The following is a 25,227-nucleotide window of genomic DNA, read 5'->3' as shown; positions in this document are numbered from 1 at the left end:
CGTTAGCCGTCAGTCCGTCTTCGCTTTCGCTTCGCTTCAGGTACGCCGGACACGCTTCGCCCCTGCGGGTTCAGCGCGGCTGCGCCACGCGTAGCCCTGCGGGCGAAACGTGGAGACCCGGCCTGGATTTGAACCAGGATGAAGAGCGTTGCACCGCCCTCGCGTAGACGCTTCCGCCACCGGGCCGGCGGGGACATTACTGATTGCAGTCCGACAAGCCACAACGACTAATTGTTATGCTTAACGAACCAGAGGTGGCCGCGCGATGAAGGTCATGCGCCAGCGATTGTGCCCGATATTGGCGTGCGCGCGCTGAACCGCGAAGCCGGCCGCCTTCAGCTTCGCGGTGATCTCGTCCTCGCTGTAGCGCTGCAGCCCGATCTTCGAGCGCAGCTGACGGTAATCCGACAACGCGGTGCTGATCAGCCCGATCAGCGCGTCTTTCAGGAAGCCGTGCCGCCAGCCGAAGCCGAGCAGCGCAATCACGTCCCTGAACATGCCGACATGCGGCTGAAGGATGTCGCCAAGCACCAGCTTGCCGGACGGAGTGAGCAATCGCCGGATATTGAGCAGCGCGGCATCGAGCTCCGCCGGTGTCATGTATTGCGCGACCGAGTTCATCACCACGAGGTCGATGGACTGGTCCTGCATCTTGCGGACATCGTCGAGCGAGCGGACGCGGATCTTGGTGTTGGGGGCAAACCGCGCGATCAGCCGGCCGCGCACGCCCGGCGCCGGTTCGGCCAGGATCAGCTTGCCGCAGGCGGCCGCGACCTGGTTCGCGGACAGCGCCTCGCCGCAGGCGTAATCGAGCACGGTCGCCCCGGGCGAAGTGATGTAGCCGATGATGTCCCGCGCGATGATCTGGAAGTGCAAGTCGCGATGCAGCTTGCTGACATAGATCGTATGCGTCGAGTCGTAATAATCGATCCAATCGTCCATGGTATCCGCAGGTCCCGGCCAAATGGTTCCTGTCAAGGAACCGGCGCTGCCCGCCTTGCGTTAGGGGTGCGACGGCGCGCCGTCAATGTCCGCGTCCTAACAGGAAGGTCTCCCGTGAGCAAAACCAGCAACAAGGTCTCGCCCGATCTCGACACCCCCACCGACCTGTCGCCCGACGGGGTCAAGAAGGTCTCGGAACAACTGAACGTGCTCCTGGCCGACGCGTTTGCACTGTATCTGAAGACCAAGAATTTCCACTGGCACATCAGCGGCCGGCACTTCCGGGACTATCACCTGCTGCTCGACGAGCAGTCGGACCAGATCTTCGCCACCACCGACCAGCTCGCCGAGCGAGTTCGCAAGATCGGCGGCACCACGCTGAGGTCGATTGGCCAGGTCGCAAAGCTCCAGACCATCAAGGACAACAACGAGGACTACGTCCCACCGCGCGAGATGCTGCGCGAGCTGATGCAGGACAACAAGCACGTTGCGGCCGCGATGCGCAAGGCACACGACGTCTGCGACGAGGCCGGTGACGTCGCTAGCGCCAGTATCCTCGAAGTCTTCATCGACGAGACCGAGCGGCGGACATGGTTCCTGTTCGAGGCGACCCGGCAGGAAGGCAGCAACGCGGCGTAAGTCAGCTGGCGAAGACAGGTCATGGCCATCTCGCGCCATAAGCCGGTCTGAGGAGGTTCGCCGGGACGACGGTGGAGTTTGTTGAATGAGCGCAGCTAACTCCGCCACAACCGCATCAACGCGCCATCCTTCCCAGTCACCGGATCAGCCGGTGGCATCGCCACTTTTGGAATCGTCTTCAACGCCTTCGCGTGGTTCTCCGGCGTTGCCCGCGTGATCTCCATCTTGCTGCCTGGCGGGTAGGCGCCGATGATGCAGAGATCATCGCTCGCCTTGATGCACTGGTGCCCGGTGCCGGCCGGCAGGATCGCGACATCGCCGGCCTTGATCTCCAGCTCCTGGCCATGATCGCCGCCGAAACGGACGCGCGCGCTGCCGCGCGCAACGCCGAGCACCTCATGCACCGTCGCGTGATAATGTAGATAGTCGTAGACGCCGTTGCGCCACGTCCCACCCCATTCGTTCTCCTCGAACAGGTTTTCGACGGTTTCTTCCGGCTGCTTCGGGTCGAGCTCGACCGCGCCCTGGTAGACCAGGAACGGAAGAATGTTGTTCGGCACGAGCCCGTCATCCTCGAAAACGATGGCGAGCGGCTCGGCCTTGTCGCGGACGACGGACATGGCTGTGCTCCTGCGCGAGGATAGCAGGGATCAACGAGCGGCATGAGACCGCGTTCCTCGACGAAGAAGCCCGGGGCGAGCCCGGGCTTTTGTCGTGAAGTCGTCGTGGAGAACGCGCCTTACGCGCTCTTCTTCTGCCGCATCAGATCGGCGAAGCGCTGGAACAGATAGTGCGAGTCGCGCGGGCCGGGCGAAGCCTCGGGGTGGTACTGCACCGAGAACACCGGCTTGCCGTCGAGCTGGATGCCGCAATTGGATCCGTCGAACAGGGAGATGTGGGTCTGCGTCGCGCCCTTCGGCAAGGTCTTTTCGTCCACGGCGAAGCCGTGGTTCATCGAGGTGATCTCGACCTTGCCGGTGGTCTCGTCCTTGACCGGGTGATTGGCGCCGTGATGGCCCTGATGCATCTTCTTGGTTCTGGCGCCGACGGCAAGGCCCAGCATCTGGTGGCCGAGGCAAATCCCGAAGGTCGGTGTGCCCGACTTGATGACGTCCTGGATCACAGGCACCGCGTACTTGCCGGTCGCGGCGGGGTCGCCCGGGCCGTTGGACAGGAACACGCCGTCGGGCTTCATCGCCAGGATGTCTTCGGACGAGGTCGTCGCCGGCACCACCGTCACCTTGCAGCCGACGCCGGCGAGCAGGCGCAAGATGTTGCGCTTGATGCCGTAGTCGATGGCGACGACGTTGAACTCGGGCTTCTCCTGCCGGCCAAAGCCCTTGTCCCAGGCCCACGGCGTCTCGTCCCAGGTGAAGCGCTGGCCGCTCGTGACCATCGGCACGAGGTCCATGCCCTCGAGACCGGGCCATTCGCGCGCTTCTTCCTTGAGGCCGTGCAGGTCGAACTCGCCGGTCTTGGAATGCGCGATCACGGCATTGGGCATGCCCTTGCTGCGGATCAGCGCGGTCAGGGCGCGGGTGTCGATGCCCGAGAGGCCGATGATGCCGCGCGCCTTCAGCCACTGGTCGAGATGCTTGGTGGCGCGGTAGTTCGAGGGATCGGTGATCGCGGTGCGCAGGATCACGCCGCGGGCGCCGGGCGTTGCGGCCATGTTCACCGTCTCGATGTCTTCCTCGTTGGTACCGACATTGCCGATATGCGGGAAGGTGAAGGTGATGAGCTGGCCGGCGTAGGAGGGATCGGTGAGGATCTCCTCATAGCCGGTCATCGCGGTGTTGAAGCAGACTTCGCCGACGGCATGCCCTTCGGCGCCGAGACCAAAGCCCTCCAGCACCGTGCCATCGGCAAGCACGAGGAGCGCGGTCGGTTTGTGGTCCGGCCAAGCGGGATCGTTGTCATGTTGTGTCATGAGCCCGCTTCATAAGCCCCCCGCCTGCGCCCGTCAAAGCGGGAGAGGGCCGATTCACATGCGTTTTTGCATATTTGGCAGCCCGCGTCGGGCACTTGGGTCGGAACTGGCAATTTTGAGCCGTTTCGGGCCCTGGCGAGGAAACAATGCACCAGCGCCGGCTCCGGTATGGCCTCTTGGCTGCGAACGGCTTAGACCATGCGAAATCGAACGAGAAGGACCCCCCGACCATGCTGCGCGACGACATCAACAATGCGGTCAAGGAGGCCATGAAGGCCAAGGACGAGCGCAAGCTGTCCACGCTGCGCATGGTCAACTCGACCATCAAGAACGCCGACATCGACGCGCGGGGGCAGGGCAAGCCGCCGCTGTCGGATGCCGATTTGCTCGCCGTGCTGCAGAAGATGATCAAGCAGCGCCAGGAAGCGGTCGAACTCTACGACAAGGGCGGCCGCGCCGAACTCGCCAAGCAGGAGCGCGAGGAGATCGAGGTGATCTCGGCGTATCTGCCGAAGCAGATGTCCGAGGACGAGGTGAAGAAGGCGATCGCGGATGCGATCACTGAAACCGGCGCGAGCAGCATGAAAGACATGGGCAAGGTGATCGCCGTGCTACGCGCGAAATACGCGGGCCAGATGGACTTCGGCAAGGCGAGCGGCCTGGTCAAGGCCGCGCTGTCGGGCTAGCTCGTCTTACCCTCTCCCCTTGCGTGAGACGGGTGGGTCGCCGCGTAGCGGCGAGACGGGTGAGGGGGCTCTCTCCGCGCGCGAGCCTCTCACAATGAGCAAGCGGACAGAGACCCCTCATCCAGCGCTTCGCGCCACCTTCTCCCACAAGGGGAGAAGAGGCATCTTTGATGCGGCATCAGTTCGGTCTACTCTCTCCATAAGAAAATAGGGAGGCACCATGACCGCCGGGATCAAACCGTTCCGCATCGCCATCGGCGACGACATCCTCGCCGACCTCCAATCGCGCCTCGCGCGCACGCGCTGGCCGGAGTCGGAGCTGGTGCACGACTGGAGCCAGGGCGCGCCGCTGAAGTGGATCCAGGAGATCTGCAGCTACTGGGCTGATGGCTACGACTGGCGCGCCCGCGAAGCAAAGCTCAATCGCTTCGATCAGTTCACCACCGAGATCGACAGGCTCGACATCCACTTCATCCACGTGCGTTCGAAGGAAGCAAACGCGCTGCCGCTGATCATCACCCATGGCTGGCCCGGCTCGATCGTGGAATTCCAGAAGGTGATCGCGCCGCTCACCGATCCTGCCGCGCATGGCGGCAGTCCCGCCGATGCCTTTCACGTGATCTGCCCCTCGCTGCCGGGCTTCGGCTTCTCCGCCAAGCCGAAGACCACCGGCTGGGGCGTCGACCGCATCGCGGCGACCTGGGCGAAGCTGATGGACCGGCTGGGCTACGCCCGTTACGGCGCGCAAGGCGGCGACTGGGGCTCGGCGGTGACGACCTCGCTCGGCGCGCAGGATGCCGAGCACTGCTCCGGCATCCACATCACGCTCGCCTTCAACGCGGCGCCGAAGGTCGAGGGCGAGCCGACGGCGGAGGAGAAGCGCGCGCTTGCCGGCCTCAAGCACTATGTCGATCTCGACTCCGGCTACTCCAAGCAGCAATCGACGCGCCCGCAAACGCTCGGCTATGGCCTGACGGATTCGCCGAGCGGACAGGCGGCCTGGATTTTGGAAAAATTCTGGGCCTGGACCGATTGCAGCGGTCATCCCGAAAACATCTTCACGAGGGACGAGTTGCTCGACAACGTCATGCTGTACTGGGCGACCGAGACGGCGACCTCGTCGGCGCGACTCTATTGGGAGAGTTTTGGCAAGCGCCGAACGACGCCGGTAGTGAAGGTGCCGACTGGCGTCGCGGTGTTCCCCAAGGAGATCATCACGCCGGTGCGGCGCTGGATGGAGCCGAACTTCCACAACATCACGCATTGGAGCGAGATGGAGAAGGGCGGCCATTTCGCCGCCTTCGAGCAGCCGGAACTGTTCGTGCGCGATGTCAGGAAGTTCTTCGCGACGGTGCGGTGAACCTGTGCAATAACAACAAGAGACCGGGAAGACGACCAAGCCGATGCTCACCGAAGCCAAGACCTACGACGAGCTCTATCGCAACTTCCGCTGGGACATCCCTGCGCGCTTCAACATCGCGGAGGCGTGCTGCGACCGCCATGCTGACGGCACCGGCCGTCTCGCACTGATCTATGTCGACGAGAACGGCGTCACCACGCGCACGTCCTTCGACGAGGTCGCGGACATGTCGCGCCGCTTCGCCAATGTATTGCAGGCGGACGGGCTTGTCCGCGGCGATCGCGTCGCGGTGTTCCTGTCGCAGTCGCTGGAATTGCCGATTGCGCACATGGCGGCGTTCCGCTCCGGGCTGATCTCGATCCCGCTGTTCGCGCTGTTCGGCGAGGATGCACTGGAATTCCGCCTGTCGAATTCGCAGGCAAGAGCCATCGTCACCGATGAGGCTGGCTGGGAGAAGCTGACGAAGATCCGCGATCGGCTGCCCTACCTGCAGGATATCTATGTCACGAGCGGCGCCGTCCACGCCGGCGCAAAGCCGTTCTGGTCAGCGATCGAAACCGCGGCCGAGGATTTTGCAAACGTCGACACCTCGGCCGATGATCCGGCGCTGATCATCTACACCTCGGGCACGACGGGCAATCCGAAGGGCGCACTGCATGCGCATCGAGTCGTGCTCGGCCATCTGCCGAATGTGGAGATGTGTCACAACTTCCTGCCGCGGCCCGGAGACCTGATGTGGACGCCGGCCGACTGGGCCTGGATCGGCGGTCTCGTCAACGGCCTGCTGGCGTTCTGGTATCACGGCATCCCGCTGGTCGGTCATCGCGCGCGAAAATTCGAGCCGCAGGCGGCCATGCAGATGATGGCCGATCTGTCCGTGCGCAACGTTTTCCTGCCGCCGACCGCGCTGAAGCTGATGCGGCAGGCCAGCGTGAAGCATCCCGGCGTCAGGCTGCGCAGCATTTTTACGGGCGGCGAATCGCTGGGCGGTGAACTCCTGGGATGGGTGCGCGAGACCTTTGGCATCGACGCGCATGAGGTGTTCGGCCAGACCGAGTGCAATCTCGTGGTCGGCAGCAACTCAAATCTTTTTCCGATCCGGCCGGGTTCGATGGGCAAGGTGACGCCGGGCTTCGACGTCCGCATCGTCAACGACAAGGGCGAGGAACTGCCGCGCGGTCAGCGCGGCATCATCGGCGTGCGCCAGCCATGCCCCGTCACAATGCTCGAATACTGGCGCAATCCGGAGGCGACGGCGAAGAAATATGCCGGCGAGTTTCTGCTCACCGGCGATCTCGGCGTGCAGGACGAGGATGGCTATTTCTGGTATGTCAGCCGCGAGGACGACGTCATCACCACCGCCGGCTATCGCGTCGGCCCCGCCGAGATCGAGCACACGCTGATGAAGCATCCGTCGGTGGCTATGGCCGCCGTGGTCGGCATCCCCGATCCAATCCGTACCGAATCGATCAAGGCCTGGATCGTGCTGCGTCCGGGCTTCGCCGGCAGCGACGCGCTCGCGCGCGAGATCCAGGAGTTCGTGAAGGTGCAGCTCGCCGCGCACGAATATCCGCGCTATGTGGAATTCGCCGAGACGCTGCCGATGACGGCGACGGGGAAGGTGCTGCGGCGCGAGCTGCGGGCGAGGGGTTAGGCTTTTCCTTGTCGAAGACCTCTCAAGCCGCGGGGCGCTGGAGCTCATGTACTCCGGCTGGCGCAGGATGACGCTGGAGGCCGACGATTATCTCGCGTTCCAGCTCGCGTTCTCGTCCTGATTCATCGCGACGGCGTCGAGAGCGCCGCCCGCAGCATCGCGGCGAGATCCTTGCGCCGGAACGGTTTTCTCAGGATGCGCGCGTCGCCGACGCCGTCGGGCGTCTTGACCGGATCCTGGGTGTAGCCGGAAGTGAAGAGCACCTTGAGCCCGGGCCGCAGCGCCGTTGCTTGCCGCGCAAGCTCCGGCCCGAACATGCCGCCGGGCATCACGACGTCGGTGAACAGCAAATGGATGTCGCCGCGCTGGCGCAACAAGTCCAGCGCCGCGGGACCGTTCGACCGCGCGATGACGCGGTAGCCGAGTGCCTTCAGCTCGTTCTCGACATAGGCGCGCACCATGTCGTCGTCCTCGACGACGAGAATAGTCTCGCTGCCATCGGGTGCCGCGATGTGCTCTGCCAGTAGTGCAGCCTCGGCCGGCGGTGTCGCAAGACGGGGAAAGAACAACCTGACGGCGCTGCCGTGTCCCGGCTCGGACTGCATCTGCACCAGGCCGCCGGACTGTCGCACGAAACCATAGACCATGCTGAGGCCAAGCCCGGTCCCCTTGCCGACCTCCTTGGTGGTGAAGAACGGCTCGAAGGCGCGGCTCGCCACCTCGGCGCTCATGCCGGTGCCGGTGTCGGTCACGGCCACCATGACGTAGTCGCCCGGCCGCGGCTCGCCGTTGACGTCGAGGTCGGACTCGCCGAGCGAGATGTTGCGCGCCTCGACCGTGAGCTTGCCGCCGTCGGGCAAGGCGTCGCGTGCGTTGAGCACGAGGTTGAGCAGCGCGGTCGCCAGCTGGCCGGGATCGACGCTGGTCATCCACAGATCCGCATCGAGCGCGAAGCTGCACTCGACGTGCTCGCCCAGCGATCTGCGCAGCAACGGCTGCATCTCCAGCAGCTTGCCGGCAATGTCGATGTCGCGCGGCCTCAAGGGCTGCTTGCGCGCGAATGCGAGCAGGCTCCGCGTCAGGTCGGAGCCGCGCTCGGCGGCGGTGGCGATGTCGCCGGCGATGCGGCGCAATTCCTTGTTGCCCGCCAGCTGATCGGCAAGATGCTCCGAATTGCCGAGAATGACGGTGAGGAGATTGTTGAAATCGTGCGCCACGCCGCCGGTGAGCTGGCCCATGGCTTCCATCTTCTGCGATTGGCTGAGCTTCTGGTTGAGATCGGCGATGGCGGCGCGTTGCTGCTGCAGCGACACGGCGGTGTCGTTGAGCAGGGTCATCAGTCCGCCGAGCTCGCCGCCCGGATGGGGCGGCGGAATGCGCGCGCTGAGATCGCCGCGCCCGAGCTTCTTCGCCATCGTCGCGAGCCGCCCGACCTGGCGCCCCACGCTCACGGTCGCAAGGATCCAGACCGCCGCCAGCAGCAGCAGCGAGGCCACGGTGAGGATCGCCAGGTCCTCGTAGAGCCGGCGGTTCGCGGCCGCAACCAGCCCGTCCTTGGACCGTCCGACCAGGATGTAAAGACCGGCATCCCGGGTCGCCGGCGAGCGGGCGGCGACACTCCAGACATGGGTGCGGCCCGCGCCATCGGTCACCTCATGAAAGGGCTCCCGGTCGGGCGCTGCCGCGAAGCGGAACAGTTCGGAACCGGCGATCGACCCGCCGACGGGCACGGACCAGCCGGCTCCGGAGGGCGCGACCAGAACCGTGCCCTTGCCGTCGACCAGCAGGACATCCTTCTCGGCGAGCAGGCGCTTGTGATGAAACTCCGCGAATTTGCGCAGGTTGAACGAAGCCAGCAGGATCAGCTTGAGCGCGCCGGCGTCCGTCCGCACCGGATAAGCGATCTGGAGCACCGACATCCCGGTCAGCCGGCCAAACACCGGCTCGAGCACCACGCCGCGCGAGACCAGCGCCTGCTTGAAATAGGCGCGATCCCGGAGATCGAGGCTGCGGTTGGTCCGCAGCGAGTCGCAGAACAGGCTGCCGTCGGGGTCGATGGTCAATATTCCGGTGAACTGCGGGTATTCCTCGCGCACTTCCGACAGGAACGCCGAGCAGGCCGCCTTGTCGCGGGTGTCGAGGTCGCGGGCGCGGGCGAGACCATAGTGCAGCTGCGTGGTGCCCTGGATCTTCTCGTCCAGGTCACTTGCAATCTCGTCGGCTGCCGCCGCCAGATTCGTCAGGGCGGCGTTGATGTCGCTGCTGCGGTTCTGCATGAAGCGCAGGCCGACGAGGCCCGCCGGCACCAGCATGGCCGCGATGACGAGGATCAGTAGCCGGGTACGCAAGCTCATCGGTCGAATGATCCGCTCTGGTCCATCGCATGTAAGGGGCGGAGGTACAATTTGCGGCACCGCCCTCCGGTCCGTCCATAGGCATGGTGCCGAAAAGCGAGGAAAGATTTTGGCGCACACGCTTGGCGGGTGGGAGGAGGAGGGGTTGCCGGCTCACTGCGATACCGTCGTTTCCGTCATCAACTGGCGCGTGCGCGCGGTGCGGGAGGGCGCTAATATCGAGGTCGCGTGCGACGAAGATCGCGCCGGCAGATGAGGAGGCAGCTGATGTCCATCTCGGGCAAGGTCGATCCGGTGGTGCGCCCCGTCGTGGCGACCGACATCGCCGAGGCGCTGGTCGAGGGTCTGCGCGACTTCCAGGCGCTGCCGCTCTACGGGCTTTGCTTCGGCGCGCTCTATGCCGCTGGCGGCATCGCCATCATGCTCTGCCTCACCGCCTTCGGCATGGTCTATCTGGTCTATCCCCTGGCCGCTGGCTTCGCGCTGATCGGCCCGTTCGTGGCGATCGGCCTCTATGAAGTCAGCCGCCGCCGCGAGCGCGGCGAGCCGGTGTCGTTCGGCGCGATCTGGTCGGCGATCCGCTCGCGCAGCGAAATCGGCTGGATGGCGTTCGTTACGCTGTTCATGTTCGTGATCTGGATGTACCAGGTGCGGCTCCTGATCGCGCTGCTGCTCGGCCTGCATGCCTCGTTCTCGAGCCTGCAGGAATTCGTGACGGTGGTGCTGACCACCAACGAGGGCCTGCTGTTCCTCGCCATCGGCAACGCGGTCGGCGCCGTGCTATCGGTGATCCTGTTTTCGCTGACCGTGTGTCGTTTCCGCTGCTGCTCGATCGCGAGGTCGATTTCGTCACGGCCATGGTGACGAGCGTGCGTGCGGTGGTGACGAGCCCGCTGCCGATGATCGGCTGGGCCGCGGTGATCGTGATGCTGCTGATCGTTTCTGCGCTGCCGTACTTTCTCGGGCTGATCGTGACGCTGCCCGTGCTCGGGCACGCGACGTGGCATCTGTATCGGCGGCTCGTGGTGCCGGTGCCGTAGTCTCCGCTGCCCTTCTTCCTTCTCCCCTTGTGGGAGAAGGTGGCGCGAAGCGCCGGACGAGGGGTTGCTTCAGCGGATTCTACTGCAAGAAATCTTTGCGGAGACATACCCCTCACCCGTCTCGCCGCTTCACGGCGAGCCACCCTCTCCCACAGGGAGAGGGCCTCGCGCAACTTGTATTCTCTCCTACGGCGTCTTGATCCCCATCGCCTTCAGCGCATCGAGCATCCGCTTCGGCGGGCCGATTTTCACCGCCAGCGGCTTGCCGGTCTCGAGCACGCTCTTGAGGCTGGACAGGATCGCCGGCCAACCCTGGCGTCCACCTTCGAGGATATCGTCGCTGAGCGACCGGTCATGGCCTTCGCTCATGGTGAGACGAACCGCATCGCCAACCTGCTCGATCTCGTAAGTCACCAGCGTCGGGCCAAGCTTCTCGATCAGCTCCGGCCAGTTGACGTTGAAGGTGACGGAGAGCTTTCGCGGCGGATCGTAGGCGAGAACCTCGCCGCTGATGTGCAGCGCGCCATCCGGCGTGCGCACGATGAACGCGCCGCCAAGGCGCGGCTCGACCTCCACGGCGTTGCCGAAGAAATACTGCTTGCTGAACTCGGCCGAGGTCAGCGCGTCCCACACCTTCTCCGGCGTCGAGGCGATGTAGATGGTGTAGACCGTGAGCGGCTTGAATTGATCGAGGTTCATTTTGCATCGAATCCCTTGTTCAGCGCTGCGCGCGGAATGCCGAGCAGCTTGCCGGTCTCGAGCAGGCTCTTGAGTGGGACAGGATCGCCGGCCAGCCGTTGGAGACGGCGCCGAGATATTTGCCGCCCTCGACGAAGCCGTCATGCAACACGGTCAAACGCACGAGCGGGCCGAACGGCTCGATGGTGAAGACGACACGCGAGATCGGCTCGCCGCGCAGTTCCTCGAACTTGTGGTGCTTGAAGCTGTAGGACAGCCGCCGCGGCGGATCGGCCTCCAAAATCTCGCCGGAATCGGTAACCTCGCCGTCGAGCAGGAGCGCGAAGGGCGAGCCGACCTTCCAGTCTGATTCCACCTCGGCGCCGAACCAGTATTGCCTGGTGAACGCGCTCGACGTCAGCGCCTCCCACAGTTTCTCCGGCGTGGTCTCGATATAGCTCACATAGACGAATTGCGGCTTACTCATCGCGCTTCTCCAACTGGCGTTTCAACTCGCTGAGGGCCACGAGCTTGTCGCGCTCGAACTTCCTGATCCAGCGTTCGCCGATCTGATGGATCGGCACCGGATTGAGATAGTGAAGCTTCTCGCGGCCATGCCTGATGGTCGTGACCAGATTGGCCTCTTCGAGAATGACAAGGTGCTTTGTGACGGCCTGCCGCGTCATCGCGAGGCCCTCGCAGAGTTCGTTCAGCGTCTGGCCGTTCCTGGCGTGAAGCCTGTCCAGCAGCGACCGTCTCGATGCGTCTGCCAGCGCTTTGAAGACTTCATCCATGATAGTGATCATAGGCAACCAAATGGTTGCATGTCAAGATGGTGTCTTTGGGCCGCAGGATTGACCGTGTTAGCCTTTCATCTCAGCCAACGCAGATTGGTTCCGGGAGGACATCGATGTTCCGTTGTGTCTTGACTGCCGCAGGCCTTGTCCTTTTCGTCCACAGCACATTTGTCTACGCCCAGAAGCAGACGATCGGCGCGCCGCCGGAGGCTTCCAACATGAAGCTGGTCGGCGCGAACGACCTCCAGGTGCGCAGCGCCTATCAGCCGACCATCCATCATCAGGGCGACCGCTGGATCGCCTATATCGGCCATCACGGCGGCACCGACGATGTGCCCGCTCCCGTCAATCCGATGACGGGGCAGGCGGAGCCGAACGGAACCTCGATCGTCGACGTCACCGATCCCGCGCGTCCAAAGTATCTGCGTCATCTGCCGGGGCAGGAGGGCAAGTATGAATCCGGCGGCGCGCAGATGGTGCGGGTCTGCGACGGCAAGTCGTTGCCGAAGGGCGATCCCAGCGCGGTCTACATGCTGCGCACCTTCGGCAGCGAGGCGCATGAGATCTGGAACGTCACTGATCCCGCCAGTCCCGTGCTCATCGCGCGCATCGCTGGCCTGAAGGACACGCACAAGAGCTGGTGGGAATGCGACACCGGCATCGCCTTCCTCGTCTCAGGCGCGCCGGACTGGCGCACGCGGCGGATGACGCAGGTCTATGATCTCTCCGATCCCGCCCATCCGCAGAAGATCCGCGACTTCGGTCTGCCAGGTCAGGAGCCGGGTTCGGCCGGCGCGGTGCCGACCGAATTGCACGGCCCGATCTCGACCGGGCCCGACGGCAACCGGGTCTATTTCGGCTACGGCACCAACAAGGGCGGCATCCTGCAGATCGTCGACCGCGAGAAGCTCCTGACGGGGCCCAAGGAGCCGACAGCGGACAATCTGCGCTTTCCCGAGATTGCGCGCATGCCGATGTCGGCCTTCAACGGCGCGCACACGACGTTTCCGATGCTGGACATGCCCGTTGCGGAGTTTGCCGAGGACAAGGACGGCAAGACGCGCGACATCGTCATGATCGTGGACGAGGCGATCCTCAACGAATGCGGCGAGGCGCGGCAGATGGTGTGGTTCGCGGATGTCACCACGGAGACCCGGCCGATGATGATCTCGAGCTACACCGTGCCGGAGGCGAGCGGGCAGTTCTGCCAGCGTGGCGGCCGTTTCGGCTCTCATTCCTCGAACGAGAGCATGGCGCCGGTCTATTACAAGAAGATGGCATTCATCGCCTTCTTCAACGCCGGGGTTCGCGCGCTCGATATCCGCGATCCCTATCACCCGAGGGAGGTCGGCTATTTCATCCCGGCGATCACCGCGGCGACTGACAAGCGCTGCATTCCCGTCGAAGGCGGTGAGCGCTGCAAGGTCGCGATCCAGACCAACAATGTCGAGACGGATGATCGCGGCTACATCTACATCGTCGACCGGGCCAATACCGGCCTGCATATCCTCGAGCTGACCGGGCCAGCGCGCGCCGTCGCCGGCCTGCCGAGGAACTGACGATGCGGCGCGCGATGATCATCGCGGCCGCGGCGATCGCTCTCGGTGCGGTTGCGGGCGTGCATGCCGATGGGACCGAGCGCGGCGGCCGATGGCAGGAGATCGCGTGGCCGTTTCCCCGCGATGGCTGGCCCGCGGGCCGCGCGTTCCGCTGTACCGCGGGCGGATGCGATGGCGACGAGCTCTATGTCCGCGCCAAGCGCGGCTTCTGCAATTGCGATATCGGCATTGCCGATGACGAGGAGGTCGACCGCGTCACCGACATCGACCTGATCAGTCCGCGCTTTGCCCCCGTCGCACCTGGTCACGCCGTGGGCATAGCCGCCATGCCGGGCCGCATCAGGCACTACGAGCTCGACATGCCCGGCGGCGCCCGCCACGCCGCCGCCGGCCTCGCGCTGTCGCGCCGCTGCGATCTGCTCGTCGCAGTAGCGCAAGGCGCGGGCGAGGCGAACGCCGTGCAGAGCGCGGCGCTGGAGCTTCTGGAGACGCAGGAGATGAAGCGATGGATGGCAGCGGCGCTGGACGGAAGGTGAGGCGCTGCTCTTCCGGGTGAGGGGAGCATCCGCGAATTCAATTGGTTGATCTTACGTCAGCTTTCCCCACCCCGTCATTGCGAGCGAAGCGAAGCAATCCAGAATCTTTCTGCGGAGGGACTCTGGATTGCTTTGCTTCGCTCGCAATGACGGGGGAGCGGACAGTGTCGATCCCTCTGCCCTCGCCTTCGCGGAGGCAGCCCCTCACCCCGGTCCTCTCAGCGCGAGCCGAACTCGTCGCGGCCCCGTAAGAACGGGGAGAGGGAGAAGAGCTTCCGTTCCCGCCCATCCCATGCATTAATACTTCAAATCCGCCGCCAGCCGAGTCCCGCCCATGATGTCCATGCAAGCCTACCTCGCCTTCGTCGCCGCGTGCATTGCGCTGGCGTTGCTGCCCGGTCCGATCGTGACCCTCGTCATCGCCAACGGGCTGCGTCATGGCACGCGTGCGGCGCTCACGAACGTGGCCGGCGCGCAAGCGGGTCTCGCCATCGTCATCGGCATCGTCGCGATCGGCCTGACCTCGCTGATGGCGACCATGGGCTACTGGTTCGACTGGGTACGCTTTGCAGGTGCCGCCTATCTGGTCTGGCTCGGCATCAGGCTGATCTGGGCGCCGGTCGAGGGCGTCGATGTCGACGCACCGCCTCCGCCGCCGCGCGGCGGGTTTTTCCTGCAAGGTTTCCTGGTGCTGCTGTCGAACCCGAAGGTGCTGGTGTTCTTCGGTGCCTTCATCCCGCAGTTCATGGACATGAGTCAGCCGCACTTTCCGCAAGTCGCGCTGCTCGGCGCGACCTTCATGGTCACCGCCGTGATGACGGACGCGCTCTACGCCATCGCAGCGGGTCGCGCCCGGAAATTCTTCTCGGCCCGCCGCACGCGGTTGATGTCGCGCATCTCCGGCGGCTTCATGATCGGCGGCGGCATCTGGCTGGCGCTGACCAGGGCCAAATGAACCCTCTCCGGCAAGCGGGGGAGGGAGCGCACGGTCGGCTTGGCTGGCTACGCCAACCTCTCCGCCCGCAGCTCCACCTCGATTTCCGCAAAGAGCCCTGCCAGCCGCTCCGCCCATTGCTGCTGGCCGGACTGGTCCGCGATCAGATCCTGGCGGATCTCGATGCCGGTGTTGACGAGGCCGCGGGCTTCGCCGTGCACGGGGATGGTGTAGTCGGTGAGGTCGCTCACCGCATAGGGCTCGTTGTCACCGACGACGAGATCGCTCTCGCGGCGAAGATGCTTCAGCAGCAGCCGCGGCAGCACGGTGTCGCGATTGTACAGTGCGCCGATGTGCCAGGGCCGCGCGACGCCGGCATAGACGGGCGTGAAGCTGTGCAGCGACACCAGCACGGTCGGGCGCTTGTCGTGCAGGCGCCGGCCGATCGTCGTGTCGATGCGATGGTGATAGGGCTCGAAGATCTCGCGCCGCCGCGCCGCGCGCTCGGCATCGGAGATGGCCTCGTTGCGGGGGATCGTGGTTGCCTCCGATATCACGGGGATCGAGCTCGCAGCGCCGGGCGGACGGTTACAGTCGATCACGAGCCGCGAATAGCGCTGCGCGATCAGGTGCGCATCGAGCATCCTGGCGAGGCGCTCGGCGACGCCGGCGATGCCGATGTCCCAGCCGATGTGCCTGACGAGCTCGCTCTCGGGAATGCCGAGATCGCCGAGCGCGCGCGGCAATGCGCGTCCGTAGTGATCCGCGGTGAGCAGGAAGGGCGATGTGCCTTCTGCATTCACCTCATGCACTGACGGAATGTCACTCTCGCCGAGCAGTTGATCGGTCGTGCCGGCTGTGTCTAAAGCCATCCTGATTGCCTATGGAAGATGCAGTCACCCCGAAAATTGGGCAGGAATCGGTATAGATTGGCCTACCCAAAATCACCATGATGGTCGGACGATGCCGCTGCTGACGATTCATCACAAGACCGAATATCGCTACAACCGCCCGGTGGCGTTCGGCGAACACCGCATCATGCTGCGTCCGCGCGACGGGCATGATTTGCGCGTGCTCGACTCGAGGCTCGAGATCTCGCCCGAGCCGATGTCGCTGCGCTGGATCCACGATGTGTTTGGCAACTCGGTCGCGATCGCCAGTTTCGACGAGCGCGCGGATCATCTGACCTTCGACTGGCACGTCACAGTCGAGCACAATCCGGTCGACGAGTTCGCGTTGACCGCGGACGATGCCGCCTATTTTTATCCGTTCGTCTATGACGACGAGGAGTTCGCCGATCTCGTCCAGTACATCACGCCGCAATATGCCGATCCCGACGGGGAGATCGGAGAATGGGCGCGCGGCTTCCTCGACGAGGAGGCCCCGACGCCGACCTTCAAGATCCTGAGCGGCATGACGCACGCGATCGGCGAGCAGTTCAGGTACCGCAAGCGTCACGAGCCCGGCACGCAGCATCCGCTCGACACCTTGCAGTCGGGCACGGGAACCTGCCGGGACTATGCGCTGTTCATGATCGAGGCGCTGCGCCAGTTCGGCATCGCCGCGCGCTTCGTCTCCGGCTACATCTTCGTGCCAGAGGACATCGCGGAACGCCATGTCGGCGGCGGCTCGACCCATGCCTGGGTGCAGGTCTATCTGCCGAGCGCAGGGTGGATCGAGTTCGATCCGACCAACGGTATCGTCGGCACCCGAGACCTCATCCGCGTCGCGGTCGCCCGCGACCCGCGCCAGGCGATCCCGCTGCACGGCGTCTATATCGGCTCCGAGGACGCCTTCGACGAGATGGAAGTGAACATCAAGGTGGTCTCCGACGACCAAGACAGCGACGAAGAGATGGACGCAGAGGTTCCGTGATGGAGATCAAGGTCGGCTTCGAGATCACCTACGCGGCGCTGCAGCCGACACCGATGGTGATCATGCTGAACATGCACCCCTCGCGACAGGCCGACATCATCGGCCGGGAGACGGTGGTTGCCGAGCCCGACGTTCCCATCCGCTTCTATCACGACGGCTTCGGCAATGTGTGCGGCCGCCTCATGGCGCCGGCCGGCGGCGTGACGCTGAAAGGTAGCGCGCTGGTGCGCGACAGCGGCCTGCCCGACGAGGTGATGCCGGATGCACAGCAGATCCCGATCGAGGAGCTGCCGAACGAACTGCTGCTCTATCTGATGCCGAGCCGCTATTGCGAGACCGACAAGCTCACCGACATCGCCTGGTCGCTGTTCGGCAAGACCGAGCCGGGCTGGCAGCGCGTCTCTGCCATCACCGCGTTCGTGCATCGGCATGTCACCTTCGGGTACGAGCACGCCCATCACATGAAGTCGGCGCACGACGTCTACGAGCAGAAGACCGGCGTCTGCCGCGACTTCGCGCATCTGGCCGTCGCGCTCTGCCGCTGCATGGGCATCCCCGCGCGCTACTGCACCGGCTACATGGGCGATATCGGCATCCCGCCCGAACCGTTCCCGATGGATTTCTCCGGCTGGTTTCAGGTCTGGCTCTCGGGCCGATGGTTCACTTTCGACGCCCGCCACAACACCCCCCGCATCGGCCGCATCCTGATGGCCACGGGGCGGGACGCCGCCGATGTCGCGCTGTCGACGAGCTTTGGCCGGATGGAGCTGAGGAAGTTCGAAGTGGTGAGCGAGGAGGTAGTCGGCGCGGCTGTGGCGACGGCGGGGTGAGGGGTGCTCCAATCCGTCATTGCGAGCGAAGCAATCCAGTCCGTTTCCGCAACGACGGTCTGAATTGCTTCCTCGCAAGAGCTCCTCGCAATGACGGTGGCGGGCACGATGCTTCCCCAACGTATAGCGCTGTCATTCCATCTCATGGCCGGCTATAGACCCCGTCATGACCTCCAACCGCCTGTTCGTCTACGGCACCCTGATGCGCGACTTCGACCATCCGATGGCGCGGCTGCTTGCGCAGCACGCGGACTTCATCGGCGAGGCAACCTGCCGTGGCAAGCTGTTCCTCATCAAGCATTATCCGGGATTGCTGCGCTCGGACGCGTCCTCCGACCTCGTCCATGGCGAGCTCTTCCAGCTGCGCGTAGCCGACGAGCTGCTGCGCGAGCTCGACATGTATGAAGCCTGCGGCGAAGGCTTTCCCGAGCCGACCGAATATCTGCGCGAGCTGATCGAGGTGACGCTGCCTGACGGCACGACCGAGAAGGCGTGGACCTATATCTACAACTGGCCCGTCACGGATCTGCCCCGCATCGAGTCGGGACGGTTTCTCGACCACTGATCACGAATGTGGACTTCACCTCCCCCCGCTTGCGGGGAGAGGTCGGATCGCTCTTGCGATCCGGGTGAGGGGTACAGGTCTCTCGATGATCTCACGCGCGGAGAGAGCCCCTCACCAGAAGCCTGCCAGCGCGAGTGAAGCTCGTCGCGGGCCCGTCAGAACGGGGCGAGGGAATAGACCTCCATCGCGGCGGCAGTTCGCCCTACGCCGACAGCACCTCCTTCACCGCGCGCACGTCGACCTCGCGCTCGACATAGCTCCATTCCTCGGTTTGCCTCAGCATCGCCACCAGCTCCTCGAACAACGAGGCATCCGCGGGGGCGAACTCGAACCAGGTCAGGAAGTCGAACGGCTCGCCGAGGTCGCGGCAGTGATAGAGCTGGCGCGCGATTGCGGGCAGGAAACGAAGACTGCCGGCGATGTGGTGCGATTTGTCCTCGAAGATCTTGCGCCGCTCTTCCTGGGTCAGGTCCCACCAGGCCTGCGATTTGCGGATCGGGATCAGCGCTGCGCTGGTGGCCTCAGGGCGGCCGAGCCCGGCTTGCACGGCCACGAGCTGCTGCTTCTCGGGCCGCTCGGTGTAGCGCAAGGTGCTGGCAACGCCGACCAGCCGCCAGGCATTGCGCGAGGGCACAAGCGGCAACGAGACCGCGTCGCTGTCGGTCACCGACAGCGCCGGCATGAAGGGCAGGGGCTCGCCAGTCACCGGTGAAATCGAGGTGACGCGCCAGCCCCCACTGTGGCCACCTCGAAAGGTCCTGAACATGGGGGTATGGAAGCGTGGAACCGGGCGGGGTTCAAGGCCTGTGCATAGGTCGAATAACCCGGATAACCCGCCTAAACCTGACTATTGGGCAAGCTACGCCTATAACCCTGATCTTCGCCCGACTCACCCCAGTTCGCGCTACACAGATCCCATGCGCTTCACGCCCCAATTCCTCGACGAGCTTCGTGCCCGGCTTTCGGTTTCCGAAGTCGTGGGCAAGCGCGTCAAGCTGAAGAAGGCGGGTCGGGAGTGGAAGGGGCTGTCGCCGTTCCAGCAGGAGAAGACGCCGTCCTTCTACGTCAACGACCAGAAGGGCTTTTACCACGACTTCTCCTCCGGCAAGCACGGCGACATCATCAATTTCGTGATGGAGACCGACGGCCTGCCGTTCGCCGAGGCCGTCGAGCGGCTCGCGAACATGGCCGGCCTGCCGCTGCCGGCGGTGACGCCCAACGCGGCGCGCGAGGAGCAGCGGCGCCGCTCGCTGCATGACGTCATGGATCTCGCCGCCAAGTATTTTGCGGAGACGCTGGCCTCGCGCGTCGGTGCTAAAGCGCGTGGCTATCTCGCCGACCGCGCCATCTCGCCGGCGACGCAATTGCAATTCCGTCTCGGCTATGCCTCGCCCGATCGCTTCGCGCTGAAGGAGCATCTCGGCAAGCTCGGAATCTCCGTCGACGACATGGTCGAGACCGGCCTCTTGGTGGCCGGCAACGACATTCCCGTTCCTTACGACCGCTTCCGCGATCGCGTGATGTTTCCGATCACGGACTTGCGCGGCCGCGTCATCGCCTTCGGCGGGCGCGCGCTGGAGAAGGACGTTCCGGCAAAATACCTGAACTCGCCGGAGACGCCGCTCTTCCACAAGGGTGACAATCTCTACAACCACCAGACGGCGCGCAAAGCCACCCATGACGGCGGCGCGCTGATCGTGGTCGAAGGCTATGTCGACGTCATCGCCATGGTCACCGCGGGCTTTGCGGGTGCGGTGGCGCCGCTCGGCACTGCGCTGACCGAAAGCCAGCTCGCGCTGCTCTGGAAGATGGCGGACGAGCCGATCCTCTGCTTCGACGGCGACCGCGCCGGACAGAAGGCGGCCTATCGTGCCGCCGATCTCGCGCTGCCCTTCCTGGCACCGGGCAAGAGCCTGCGCTTTGCCCTGCTGCCGGAAGGGCAGGACCCCGACGATCTCGTGCGCTCCGGCGGCCGTGGCGCGATGGAAGAGGTGATTGCGGCGGCACGTCCGCTCGCCGACATGCTCTGGTCGCGCGAGCTCGAAGGCGGCAATTTCGCCACGCCCGAGCGCCGCGCCGCGTTGGAGGCGCGCATCAAGGAGCTCACGAACGGCATCCGCGACGAGGTGGTGCGGCGCTACTACCGCGACGACTTCGTCGAGCGGCTGCAGCGCACCTTCGCTCCCGAAGGCGGGCGCGGCGGCTTTGGTGGTCGCGGCAATTTCCGCCCCGGCGGCGGCCGTCCGTTCCAGCCGCGGGGCGGGGGCGGCGCGAATCGATTCGCCGGCCAGGGATTCGGCGGCGGGCGCCGCGGCCTGCCGGGCCCGACCCTGCTGCCCTCCGGCCCCTACCAGGCGGCGAGCCCGCAGCTGGCGGCAAGCCCTATCATGCGCGGACAGAGAAGTGCCATTTCCCGCCGGGAGGCTTTGATCCTGCAAAGCCTGATCAACCACCCCTGGCTGCTGCATGAGCACCTGGAGGAGGTGGCCGCCCTGGAGCTGGCCCATCCCGAGGCCCACAAGCTCCGGGCCGGCATTATCAGCGCCTTCGTCAACGACCATTACCACTCGCCGGACCCCGAGGAGCAGGCCGAGAAGATGCGCGGCGACCTCGCAAAGGGTGGATTTTCTCAAGTCCTTCAAAGAGTTGAGAGCGCCATTACCACCGCGGCGGTGTGGGGCGCCCGCGAGGGGGCGGCACGGGACGACGTTCTTGCCACCTGGCATCAGCTGGTCGCCTTGCATCGGCAATGGCATTCACTACTTAGAGAGCTGAAGGACGCCGAGCTGGCCTTGGGGGAGGACCCCAGCGAGGCCAATTTGGCATGGCTGCGTGACGTCAAGGCTCGGATGGCCGAAGTCGACGGTACCGAGGCCCTGATCGAGGGTTTTGGCGAACTGTCGGGTCGGGTGCAGAAGAGCGTGTGACGAAAGAATCATGCGGACGGTCGTGGCCGGAACCGCTAAAAGACTCGCCAAATCCAAGGTTTGGCGGCAAAAACAGGGTTAATCGAGGCTTAACGGTCTTGTAGCACTTTGGCCCAGAGGCGGCCGCAGGCAGAACAGACGCGTCAGGAATGAATCCGCGCAATAGCTGTTGGCACTACACCTGCATCCGCCGCGACAAAGAGGCTCACGAAGCGTTAGGCAAATCCGGCGAGAGAGAGTTGGGGGTGGCGAGAGACGTGTGCGCCGCCCTTTCCGTGTCGAGAGCTGCCGAAGCGAGAGCGTCGAGCAACAGGTTCAAGGAATTCACGCGGGCGCGGCGAACGTCTCGCATGAAGCGCGTTTAGGAGCAATGGATGGCCACCAAGGCAAAGACGCTGCAGGCGAAGGACAAGGAAAAAGACGACAAGGCAGCGGATGCTCCCGAGAAGGATTCCCAGGACGCGCCGTCGCCCTTGCTCGACCTGTCCGACGCGGCAGTGAAGAAGATGATCAAGCAGGCCAAGAAGCGTGGCTTCGTGACCTTCGATCAGCTCAACGAAGTCTTGCCGTCCGACCAGACCTCGCCCGAACAGATCGAGGACATCATGTCGATGCTCTCGGACATGGGCATCAACGTCACCGAAGCCGACGATAGCGAAGGCGAGGAGGACAAGGACGAGGGCGGCGAGGACGAGACCGACAACGAGCTCGTCGAGGTCACCCAGAAGGCCGTCACCGAGGTCAAGAAGAGCGAGCCGGGCGAGCGCACCGACGATCCCGTGCGCATGTATCTGCGCGAGATGGGCACGGTCGAGCTGCTCTCCCGCGAAGGCGAAATCGCGATCGCCAAGCGCATCGAGGCCGGCCGCGAGGCGATGATCGCAGGCCTGTGCGAAAGCCCGCTGACCTTCCAGGCCATCATCATCTGGCGCGACGAGCTCAACGAAGGAAAAATCTTCCTTCGCGACATCATCGATCTCGAAGCGACCTATGCCGGTCCCGAGGCCAAGGGCGGCATGAACACCGCGATGATCGGCGGCCCCGCTGCCGAAGGCGGCGAAGCCACGGCCGAGGGCGGTGAAGCCACCGCATCCGCCGCTGCGCCCGCCCATGTCGCGCCGCCCGCAGCTCCGCCGTCGCCGACCCCGTTCCGCGCCGCGCCCGCCGCCGGCAACGGCGAAGCCGAGAAGGATCCGGGCGAGGCCGCCGCCGAAGCCGACATGGACGAGGACGACGAGTTCGAGAACCAGATGTCGCTCGCGGCGATCGAGGCCGAGCTCAAGCCGAAGGTCGTCGAGATCTTCGACAAGATCGCCGAGAGCTACAAGAAGCTGCGCAAGCTCCAGGAGCAGGACATCCAGAACCAGCTCGAGAGCACCTCGCACGGGCCCTCGCTGTCGCCGCACCAGGAACGCAAGTACCGCAAGCTCAAGGACGAGATCATCGTCGAGGTGAAGTCGCTGCGCCTCAACCAGGCGCGCATCGATTCGCTCGTCGAGCAGCTCTACGACATCAACAAGCGCCTCGTCTCGCACGAGGGTCGCCTGATGCGCCTTGCCGACAGCCACGGCGTCGCGCGCGAGGACTTCCTGCGCAACTACACCGGCTCGGAGCTCGATCCGCGCTGGCTCAACCGTGTCTCGAAACTTTCCGCAAAAGGCTGGAAGAACTTCGTCCACCACGAGAAGGATCGCATCAAGGACCTTCGTCACGAGGTGCATCAGCTCGCCGCGCTCACCGGTCTCGAGATCGTCGAGTTCCGCAAGATCGTGCACTCCGTGCAGAAGGGCGAGCGCGAGGCCCGTCAGGCCAAGAAGGAGATGGTGGAAGCCAACCTCCGTCTCGTGATCTCGATCGCCAAGAAGTACACCAACCGCGGCCTGCAATTCCTCGACCTGATCCAGGAAGGCAACATCGGCCTGATGAAGGCGGTGGACAAGTTCGAGTATCGCCGCGGCTACAAGTTCTCGACCTACGCCACGTGGTGGATCCGGCAGGCGATCACCCGCTCGATCGCCGACCAGGCGCGCACCATCCGCATCCCCGTGCACATGATCGAGACGATCAACAAGATCGTGCGCACGAGCCGCCAGATGCTCAACGAGATCGGCCGCGAGCCGACCCCGGAAGAACTCGCCGAGAAGCTCGGCATGCCCCTCGAGAAGGTCCGCAAGGTCCTCAAGATCGCCAAGGAGCCCTTGTCGCTCGAGACCCCCGTCGGTGACGAAGAGGATTCACATCTCGGCGATTTCATCGAGGACAAGAACGCGATCCTGCCCATCGACGCCGCCATCCAGTCGAACCTGCGCGAGACCACCACGCGCGTGCTCGCCTCGCTGACGCCGCGCGAAGAGCGCGTCCTGCGCATGCGCTTCGGCATCGGCATGAACACCGACCACACGCTGGAAGAAGTCGGCCAGCAGTTCTCGGTGACGCGCGAACGTATCCGCCAGATCGAAGCCAAGGCGCTGCGCAAGCTGAAGCATCCGTCAAGGAGCCGGAAGCTGCGGTCGTTCCTGGATAACTGATCCGGATCGTCATGCCCCCGGGGCATCCATGCAAACGAAAACGGCGGGCCGAAAGCTCGCCGTTTTTGCTTGAAGCGATTTTCAGGCCAATCGATTTGCTGCCGTGATTCTGGATCATCGGCCCCACCTCACCGTCTGCTGCCGGGTCTGTGACGCCGGCATCGACTGGCAGCGCAACAAGCTGCCGGGGCTGGTGAGCGCCTGCCAAGGTCGGCCTATTTCTTCTTCGCTCCCACCCGGTCGAGGCTTTTAATCGCCAGCGGCGGTCGTCCCGATTTCTCCGCGATCTCGCGGTCCTGCTCCATGATGAAGCTGCGGGCGGGTTCATCGCCGTCGAGGCCGCCGAGCAGTTCGGCGGGCACGCGGCGGTTGGACCGCTGGGAGCCGTCTTCATAGACGACGTTGAAGAAGGCGAATTCGCCTTTGGGATTGGTTCCGGGTTTCTTGGCCATGGCGGCTTGTCGTCGATCAGGGCGCCGCAGTCAAATGACTCTGGCGGTTGTCGGGCATGCAGCCGTGGTCTTGCGGAGCGCTCGGCGCCATCGATCGGCGAGATGTTGGAATGGAAGCGCCACGCGCTTTTCGAAGGTCCGGTGCGAACCCTCAATAAACGGCGGGCGCAAAGCCCGCCGTTTATTTTGGTCTTCAGCGTCGCCCGGGGCTGGCAGGGCTACAACCTGAAATAGAAGAATATACCTTTTGCCATGCCTTGGCAAGTCAAATCGACAGAGCGCTGGTGTCGCGGCGAGCTCAGCGGATATGCGGTGACCGTGAAGTTAAGTTCCGATGCACGTCGAAGCAATTGTTTGGGTTATCGAAGCACTTTGTTCATATTGCTGTTCTGGCGATGCAGCGGGCGTTGGACGCCTGTAGAGAATTGCGCTCCGCCGCACGTTCCCGTCTGCGTGCAGACACGCGGTTCCTCGCGCGAGGGCGAGTTCCATCGCTGCAGAGGTTTATCTTGGCCGCGGGCGCCGCGTCACGTCCTGAACGGCGAGTCGCGAGCCGTGGCCGCCGTTGCGCCCACCGACATCTTGTTTGCGTTCCTGCGCCATGATCGCACTGCCCATCGCGGCGGAACCGAAGGTGACGAAGAAGGAGGCGAGCAGCAGAACAAGCGCGATGCCGGGTGTGCGGTCGGCGAAGATCAGCTCGCGCAGATGACCGGGGTTGAGCCATAGCAGCCCGCCGACGAGCAGCACTGCTGCGCAGGCGCCGATCGCGAGGTTGATGGCGAGCAGGCGGAACAGCGGGACGCGCAGGAGGCGGGTTGGTCGAGGTCGATGATTGTCAGGCATGGCACCTCCTACACAAGCGCCGACATCATAAAGGAAGTTGCCTCGTCCGTCATTCCGGGGCGCGACGACGTTGCGAGCCATGATGCGCATGCGCA

The 25,227-nt window shown here is 64.5% G+C and carries 22 protein-coding genes, 1 tRNA gene and 2 pseudogenes; 13 read left to right on the top strand and 12 right to left on the bottom strand.

The features are described from left to right. Positions 1 to 110: 110 nt before the first annotated feature. Both ACNJYB_RS34350 and ACNJYB_RS34345 read right to left on the bottom strand, forming a co-directional pair. A tRNA-OTHER gene (locus tag ACNJYB_RS34350) sits at positions 111 to 186 on the bottom strand. A 54-nt stretch (positions 187 to 240) separates the two neighbouring features. Next, entirely contained in the window at positions 241 to 942 is a 702-nt protein-coding gene (locus ACNJYB_RS34345; protein ID WP_439371010.1) for a class I SAM-dependent methyltransferase, read from the bottom strand. Positions 943 to 1,056: 114 nt separating this feature from the next. Between ACNJYB_RS34345 and ACNJYB_RS34340 the strand changes: the two genes are divergently transcribed. After that, positions 1,057 to 1,581, top strand: coding sequence for a Dps family protein (locus ACNJYB_RS34340; RefSeq protein ID WP_439371009.1), 525 nt, complete (start codon positions 1,057 to 1,059; stop codon positions 1,579 to 1,581). A 95-nt stretch (positions 1,582 to 1,676) separates the two neighbouring features. Here the strand turns inward: ACNJYB_RS34340 and ACNJYB_RS34335 are convergent, their stop codons facing one another. Further along, positions 1,677 to 2,201, bottom strand: a complete 525-nt coding sequence (locus tag ACNJYB_RS34335) for a cupin domain-containing protein (RefSeq protein WP_439371007.1) — start codon at positions 2,199 to 2,201, stop codon at positions 1,677 to 1,679. Positions 2,202 to 2,320: 119 nt separating this feature from the next. Beyond that, entirely contained in the window at positions 2,321 to 3,511 is a 1,191-nt protein-coding gene (gene carA, locus ACNJYB_RS34330; protein WP_439371006.1) for a glutamine-hydrolyzing carbamoyl-phosphate synthase small subunit, read from the bottom strand. A 230-nt stretch (positions 3,512 to 3,741) separates the two neighbouring features. Here carA and ACNJYB_RS34325 point away from each other — a divergent pair, with 230 nt between their 5' ends. From ACNJYB_RS34325 to ACNJYB_RS34315, 3 genes are all read left to right on the top strand, one after another. After that, positions 3,742 to 4,197, top strand: a complete 456-nt coding sequence (locus tag ACNJYB_RS34325; RefSeq protein WP_439371005.1) for a GatB/YqeY domain-containing protein — start codon at positions 3,742 to 3,744, stop codon at positions 4,195 to 4,197. Positions 4,198 to 4,417: 220 nt separating this feature from the next. Beyond that, entirely contained in the window at positions 4,418 to 5,557 is a 1,140-nt protein-coding gene (locus tag ACNJYB_RS34320) for an epoxide hydrolase family protein (RefSeq protein WP_439371003.1), read from the top strand. A 43-nt stretch (positions 5,558 to 5,600) separates the two neighbouring features. Next, positions 5,601 to 7,211, top strand: a complete 1,611-nt coding sequence (locus ACNJYB_RS34315) for an acyl-CoA synthetase (RefSeq protein WP_439371001.1) — start codon at positions 5,601 to 5,603, stop codon at positions 7,209 to 7,211. A gap of 122 nt (positions 7,212 to 7,333) precedes the next feature. Here ACNJYB_RS34315 and ACNJYB_RS34310 read toward each other — a convergent pair whose 3' ends face one another. After that, positions 7,334 to 9,565, bottom strand: a complete 2,232-nt coding sequence (locus ACNJYB_RS34310) for an ATP-binding protein (RefSeq protein ID WP_439370999.1) — start codon at positions 9,563 to 9,565, stop codon at positions 7,334 to 7,336. Between the two features lie 267 nt (positions 9,566 to 9,832). Between ACNJYB_RS34310 and ACNJYB_RS34305 the strand changes: the two are divergent. After that, positions 9,833 to 10,605, top strand: a pseudogene (locus tag ACNJYB_RS34305) (DUF2189 domain-containing protein). A 186-nt stretch (positions 10,606 to 10,791) separates the two neighbouring features. On the opposite strand, the gene ACNJYB_RS34300 reads toward ACNJYB_RS34305, so the two are convergent. From ACNJYB_RS34300 to ACNJYB_RS34290, 3 genes and pseudogenes are all read right to left on the bottom strand, one after another. After that, a complete protein-coding gene (locus ACNJYB_RS34300; RefSeq protein ID WP_439370997.1) occupies positions 10,792 to 11,304 on the bottom strand; it encodes an SRPBCC family protein in 513 nt (170 codons plus the stop codon). Further along, positions 11,301 to 11,770, bottom strand: a pseudogene (locus ACNJYB_RS34295) (SRPBCC family protein). The gene ACNJYB_RS34300 and the pseudogene ACNJYB_RS34295 overlap by 4 nt, the downstream one beginning before the upstream one ends. Further along, complete coding sequence (locus tag ACNJYB_RS34290) at positions 11,763 to 12,077, bottom strand: ArsR/SmtB family transcription factor (RefSeq protein ID WP_439370996.1); 315 nt, start codon at positions 12,075 to 12,077, stop codon at positions 11,763 to 11,765. Before ACNJYB_RS34290 ends, ACNJYB_RS34295 begins: the two are co-directional and overlap by 8 nt. 116 nt (positions 12,078 to 12,193) lie before the next feature. On the opposite strand from ACNJYB_RS34290, the gene ACNJYB_RS34285 reads away from it, so the two are divergent. From ACNJYB_RS34285 to ACNJYB_RS34275, 3 genes are all read left to right on the top strand, one after another. Next, positions 12,194 to 13,639: an LVIVD repeat-containing protein gene (locus ACNJYB_RS34285; RefSeq protein ID WP_439370995.1), complete on the top strand. Its 1,446-nt coding sequence runs from the start codon at positions 12,194 to 12,196 to the stop codon at positions 13,637 to 13,639. Positions 13,640 to 13,641: 2 nt separating this feature from the next. Then, positions 13,642 to 14,175: a hypothetical protein gene (locus ACNJYB_RS34280; RefSeq protein ID WP_439370993.1), complete on the top strand. Its 534-nt coding sequence runs from the start codon at positions 13,642 to 13,644 to the stop codon at positions 14,173 to 14,175. Positions 14,176 to 14,509: 334 nt separating this feature from the next. Continuing rightward, entirely contained in the window at positions 14,510 to 15,130 is a 621-nt protein-coding gene (locus ACNJYB_RS34275) for a LysE family translocator (protein WP_212341692.1), read from the top strand. Positions 15,131 to 15,177: 47 nt separating this feature from the next. Here the strand turns inward: ACNJYB_RS34275 and ACNJYB_RS34270 are convergent, their stop codons facing one another. Further along, positions 15,178 to 15,981 carry an N-formylglutamate amidohydrolase gene (locus tag ACNJYB_RS34270; RefSeq protein WP_439370991.1) on the bottom strand — a complete coding sequence of 268 codons (804 nt, stop codon included), beginning with the start codon at positions 15,979 to 15,981 and terminating at the stop codon, positions 15,178 to 15,180. Between the two features lie 91 nt (positions 15,982 to 16,072). Here ACNJYB_RS34270 and ACNJYB_RS34265 point away from each other — a divergent pair, with 91 nt between their 5' ends. From ACNJYB_RS34265 to ACNJYB_RS34255, 3 genes are all read left to right on the top strand, one after another. Further along, positions 16,073 to 16,984: a transglutaminase family protein gene (locus tag ACNJYB_RS34265; protein WP_439370990.1), complete on the top strand. Its 912-nt coding sequence runs from the start codon at positions 16,073 to 16,075 to the stop codon at positions 16,982 to 16,984. Beyond that, entirely contained in the window at positions 16,984 to 17,814 is an 831-nt protein-coding gene (locus tag ACNJYB_RS34260) for a transglutaminase-like domain-containing protein (RefSeq protein WP_439370988.1), read from the top strand. Before ACNJYB_RS34265 ends, ACNJYB_RS34260 begins: the two co-directional genes overlap by 1 nt. 166 nt (positions 17,815 to 17,980) lie before the next feature. Continuing rightward, positions 17,981 to 18,379 carry a gamma-glutamylcyclotransferase family protein gene (locus ACNJYB_RS34255; protein WP_439370986.1) on the top strand — a complete coding sequence of 133 codons (399 nt, stop codon included), beginning with the start codon at positions 17,981 to 17,983 and terminating at the stop codon, positions 18,377 to 18,379. Positions 18,380 to 18,581: 202 nt separating this feature from the next. On the opposite strand, the gene ACNJYB_RS34250 is transcribed toward ACNJYB_RS34255, so the two are convergent. Beyond that, positions 18,582 to 19,145 carry a chlorite dismutase family protein gene (locus tag ACNJYB_RS34250; RefSeq protein ID WP_439370985.1) on the bottom strand — a complete coding sequence of 188 codons (564 nt, stop codon included), beginning with the start codon at positions 19,143 to 19,145 and terminating at the stop codon, positions 18,582 to 18,584. A 151-nt stretch (positions 19,146 to 19,296) separates the two neighbouring features. Between ACNJYB_RS34250 and dnaG the strand changes: the two genes are divergently transcribed. Then, the gene (gene dnaG / locus ACNJYB_RS34245) at positions 19,297 to 21,306 is read left to right on the top strand and encodes a DNA primase (RefSeq protein WP_439370984.1); all 2,010 of its coding nucleotides are present in this window, start codon (positions 19,297 to 19,299) and stop codon (positions 21,304 to 21,306) included. A gap of 374 nt (positions 21,307 to 21,680) precedes the next feature. Then, positions 21,681 to 23,834: an RNA polymerase sigma factor RpoD gene (gene rpoD, locus ACNJYB_RS34240; protein ID WP_439370983.1), complete on the top strand. Its 2,154-nt coding sequence runs from the start codon at positions 21,681 to 21,683 to the stop codon at positions 23,832 to 23,834. 215 nt (positions 23,835 to 24,049) lie between these two features. On the opposite strand, the gene ACNJYB_RS34235 is transcribed toward rpoD, so the two are convergent. Further along, complete coding sequence (locus ACNJYB_RS34235; RefSeq protein ID WP_211413203.1) at positions 24,050 to 24,286, bottom strand: hypothetical protein; 237 nt, start codon at positions 24,284 to 24,286, stop codon at positions 24,050 to 24,052. Positions 24,287 to 24,790: 504 nt separating this feature from the next. Continuing rightward, the gene (locus tag ACNJYB_RS34230) at positions 24,791 to 25,132 is read right to left on the bottom strand and encodes a hypothetical protein (RefSeq protein ID WP_439375713.1); all 342 of its coding nucleotides are present in this window, start codon (positions 25,130 to 25,132) and stop codon (positions 24,791 to 24,793) included. Positions 25,133 to 25,227: the final 95 nt, after the last annotated feature.

It is taken from the genome of Bradyrhizobium sp. SMVTL-02, from assembly GCF_051853005.1.
Lineage (GTDB): Bacteria > Pseudomonadota > Alphaproteobacteria > Rhizobiales > Xanthobacteraceae > Bradyrhizobium.
The sequence above is the reverse complement of the archived record's forward strand: the minus strand, read 5'-3'. Positions and strand labels throughout refer to the sequence as shown.

What these genes read in the sequence shown, in the direction of transcription:
- carA (WP_439371006.1), bottom strand. Translation starts at nt 3,511, where the DNA reads ATGACACAACATGACAACGATCCCGCTTGGCCGGACCACAAACCGACC.
- ACNJYB_RS34310 (WP_439370999.1), bottom strand. Translation starts at nt 9,565, where the DNA reads ATGAGCTTGCGTACCCGGCTACTGATCCTCGTCATCGCGGCCATGCTG.
- ACNJYB_RS34300 (WP_439370997.1), bottom strand. Translation starts at nt 11,304, where the DNA reads ATGAACCTCGATCAATTCAAGCCGCTCACGGTCTACACCATCTACATC.
- ACNJYB_RS34290 (WP_439370996.1), bottom strand. Translation starts at nt 12,077, where the DNA reads ATGGATGAAGTCTTCAAAGCGCTGGCAGACGCATCGAGACGGTCGCTG.
- ACNJYB_RS34230 (WP_439375713.1), bottom strand. Translation starts at nt 25,132, where the DNA reads ATGCCTGACAATCATCGACCTCGACCAACCCGCCTCCTGCGCGTCCCG.
- ACNJYB_RS34265 (WP_439370990.1), top strand. Translation starts at nt 16,073, where the DNA reads ATGCCGCTGCTGACGATTCATCACAAGACCGAATATCGCTACAACCGC.
- ACNJYB_RS34260 (WP_439370988.1), top strand. Translation starts at nt 16,984, where the DNA reads ATGGAGATCAAGGTCGGCTTCGAGATCACCTACGCGGCGCTGCAGCCG.
- ACNJYB_RS34275 (WP_212341692.1), top strand. Translation starts at nt 14,510, where the DNA reads ATGATGTCCATGCAAGCCTACCTCGCCTTCGTCGCCGCGTGCATTGCG.
- ACNJYB_RS34235 (WP_211413203.1), bottom strand. Translation starts at nt 24,286, where the DNA reads ATGGCCAAGAAACCCGGAACCAATCCCAAAGGCGAATTCGCCTTCTTC.
- ACNJYB_RS34285 (WP_439370995.1), top strand. Translation starts at nt 12,194, where the DNA reads ATGTTCCGTTGTGTCTTGACTGCCGCAGGCCTTGTCCTTTTCGTCCAC.
- ACNJYB_RS34325 (WP_439371005.1), top strand. Translation starts at nt 3,742, where the DNA reads ATGCTGCGCGACGACATCAACAATGCGGTCAAGGAGGCCATGAAGGCC.
- ACNJYB_RS34280 (WP_439370993.1), top strand. Translation starts at nt 13,642, where the DNA reads ATGCGGCGCGCGATGATCATCGCGGCCGCGGCGATCGCTCTCGGTGCG.
- ACNJYB_RS34270 (WP_439370991.1), bottom strand. Translation starts at nt 15,981, where the DNA reads ATGGCTTTAGACACAGCCGGCACGACCGATCAACTGCTCGGCGAGAGT.
- ACNJYB_RS34250 (WP_439370985.1), bottom strand. Translation starts at nt 19,145, where the DNA reads ATGTTCAGGACCTTTCGAGGTGGCCACAGTGGGGGCTGGCGCGTCACC.
- ACNJYB_RS34255 (WP_439370986.1), top strand. Translation starts at nt 17,981, where the DNA reads ATGACCTCCAACCGCCTGTTCGTCTACGGCACCCTGATGCGCGACTTC.
- ACNJYB_RS34335 (WP_439371007.1), bottom strand. Translation starts at nt 2,201, where the DNA reads ATGTCCGTCGTCCGCGACAAGGCCGAGCCGCTCGCCATCGTTTTCGAG.
- ACNJYB_RS34345 (WP_439371010.1), bottom strand. Translation starts at nt 942, where the DNA reads ATGGACGATTGGATCGATTATTACGACTCGACGCATACGATCTATGTC.
- ACNJYB_RS34320 (WP_439371003.1), top strand. Translation starts at nt 4,418, where the DNA reads ATGACCGCCGGGATCAAACCGTTCCGCATCGCCATCGGCGACGACATC.
- dnaG (WP_439370984.1), top strand. Translation starts at nt 19,297, where the DNA reads ATGCGCTTCACGCCCCAATTCCTCGACGAGCTTCGTGCCCGGCTTTCG.
- rpoD (WP_439370983.1), top strand. Translation starts at nt 21,681, where the DNA reads ATGGCCACCAAGGCAAAGACGCTGCAGGCGAAGGACAAGGAAAAAGAC.
- ACNJYB_RS34315 (WP_439371001.1), top strand. Translation starts at nt 5,601, where the DNA reads ATGCTCACCGAAGCCAAGACCTACGACGAGCTCTATCGCAACTTCCGC.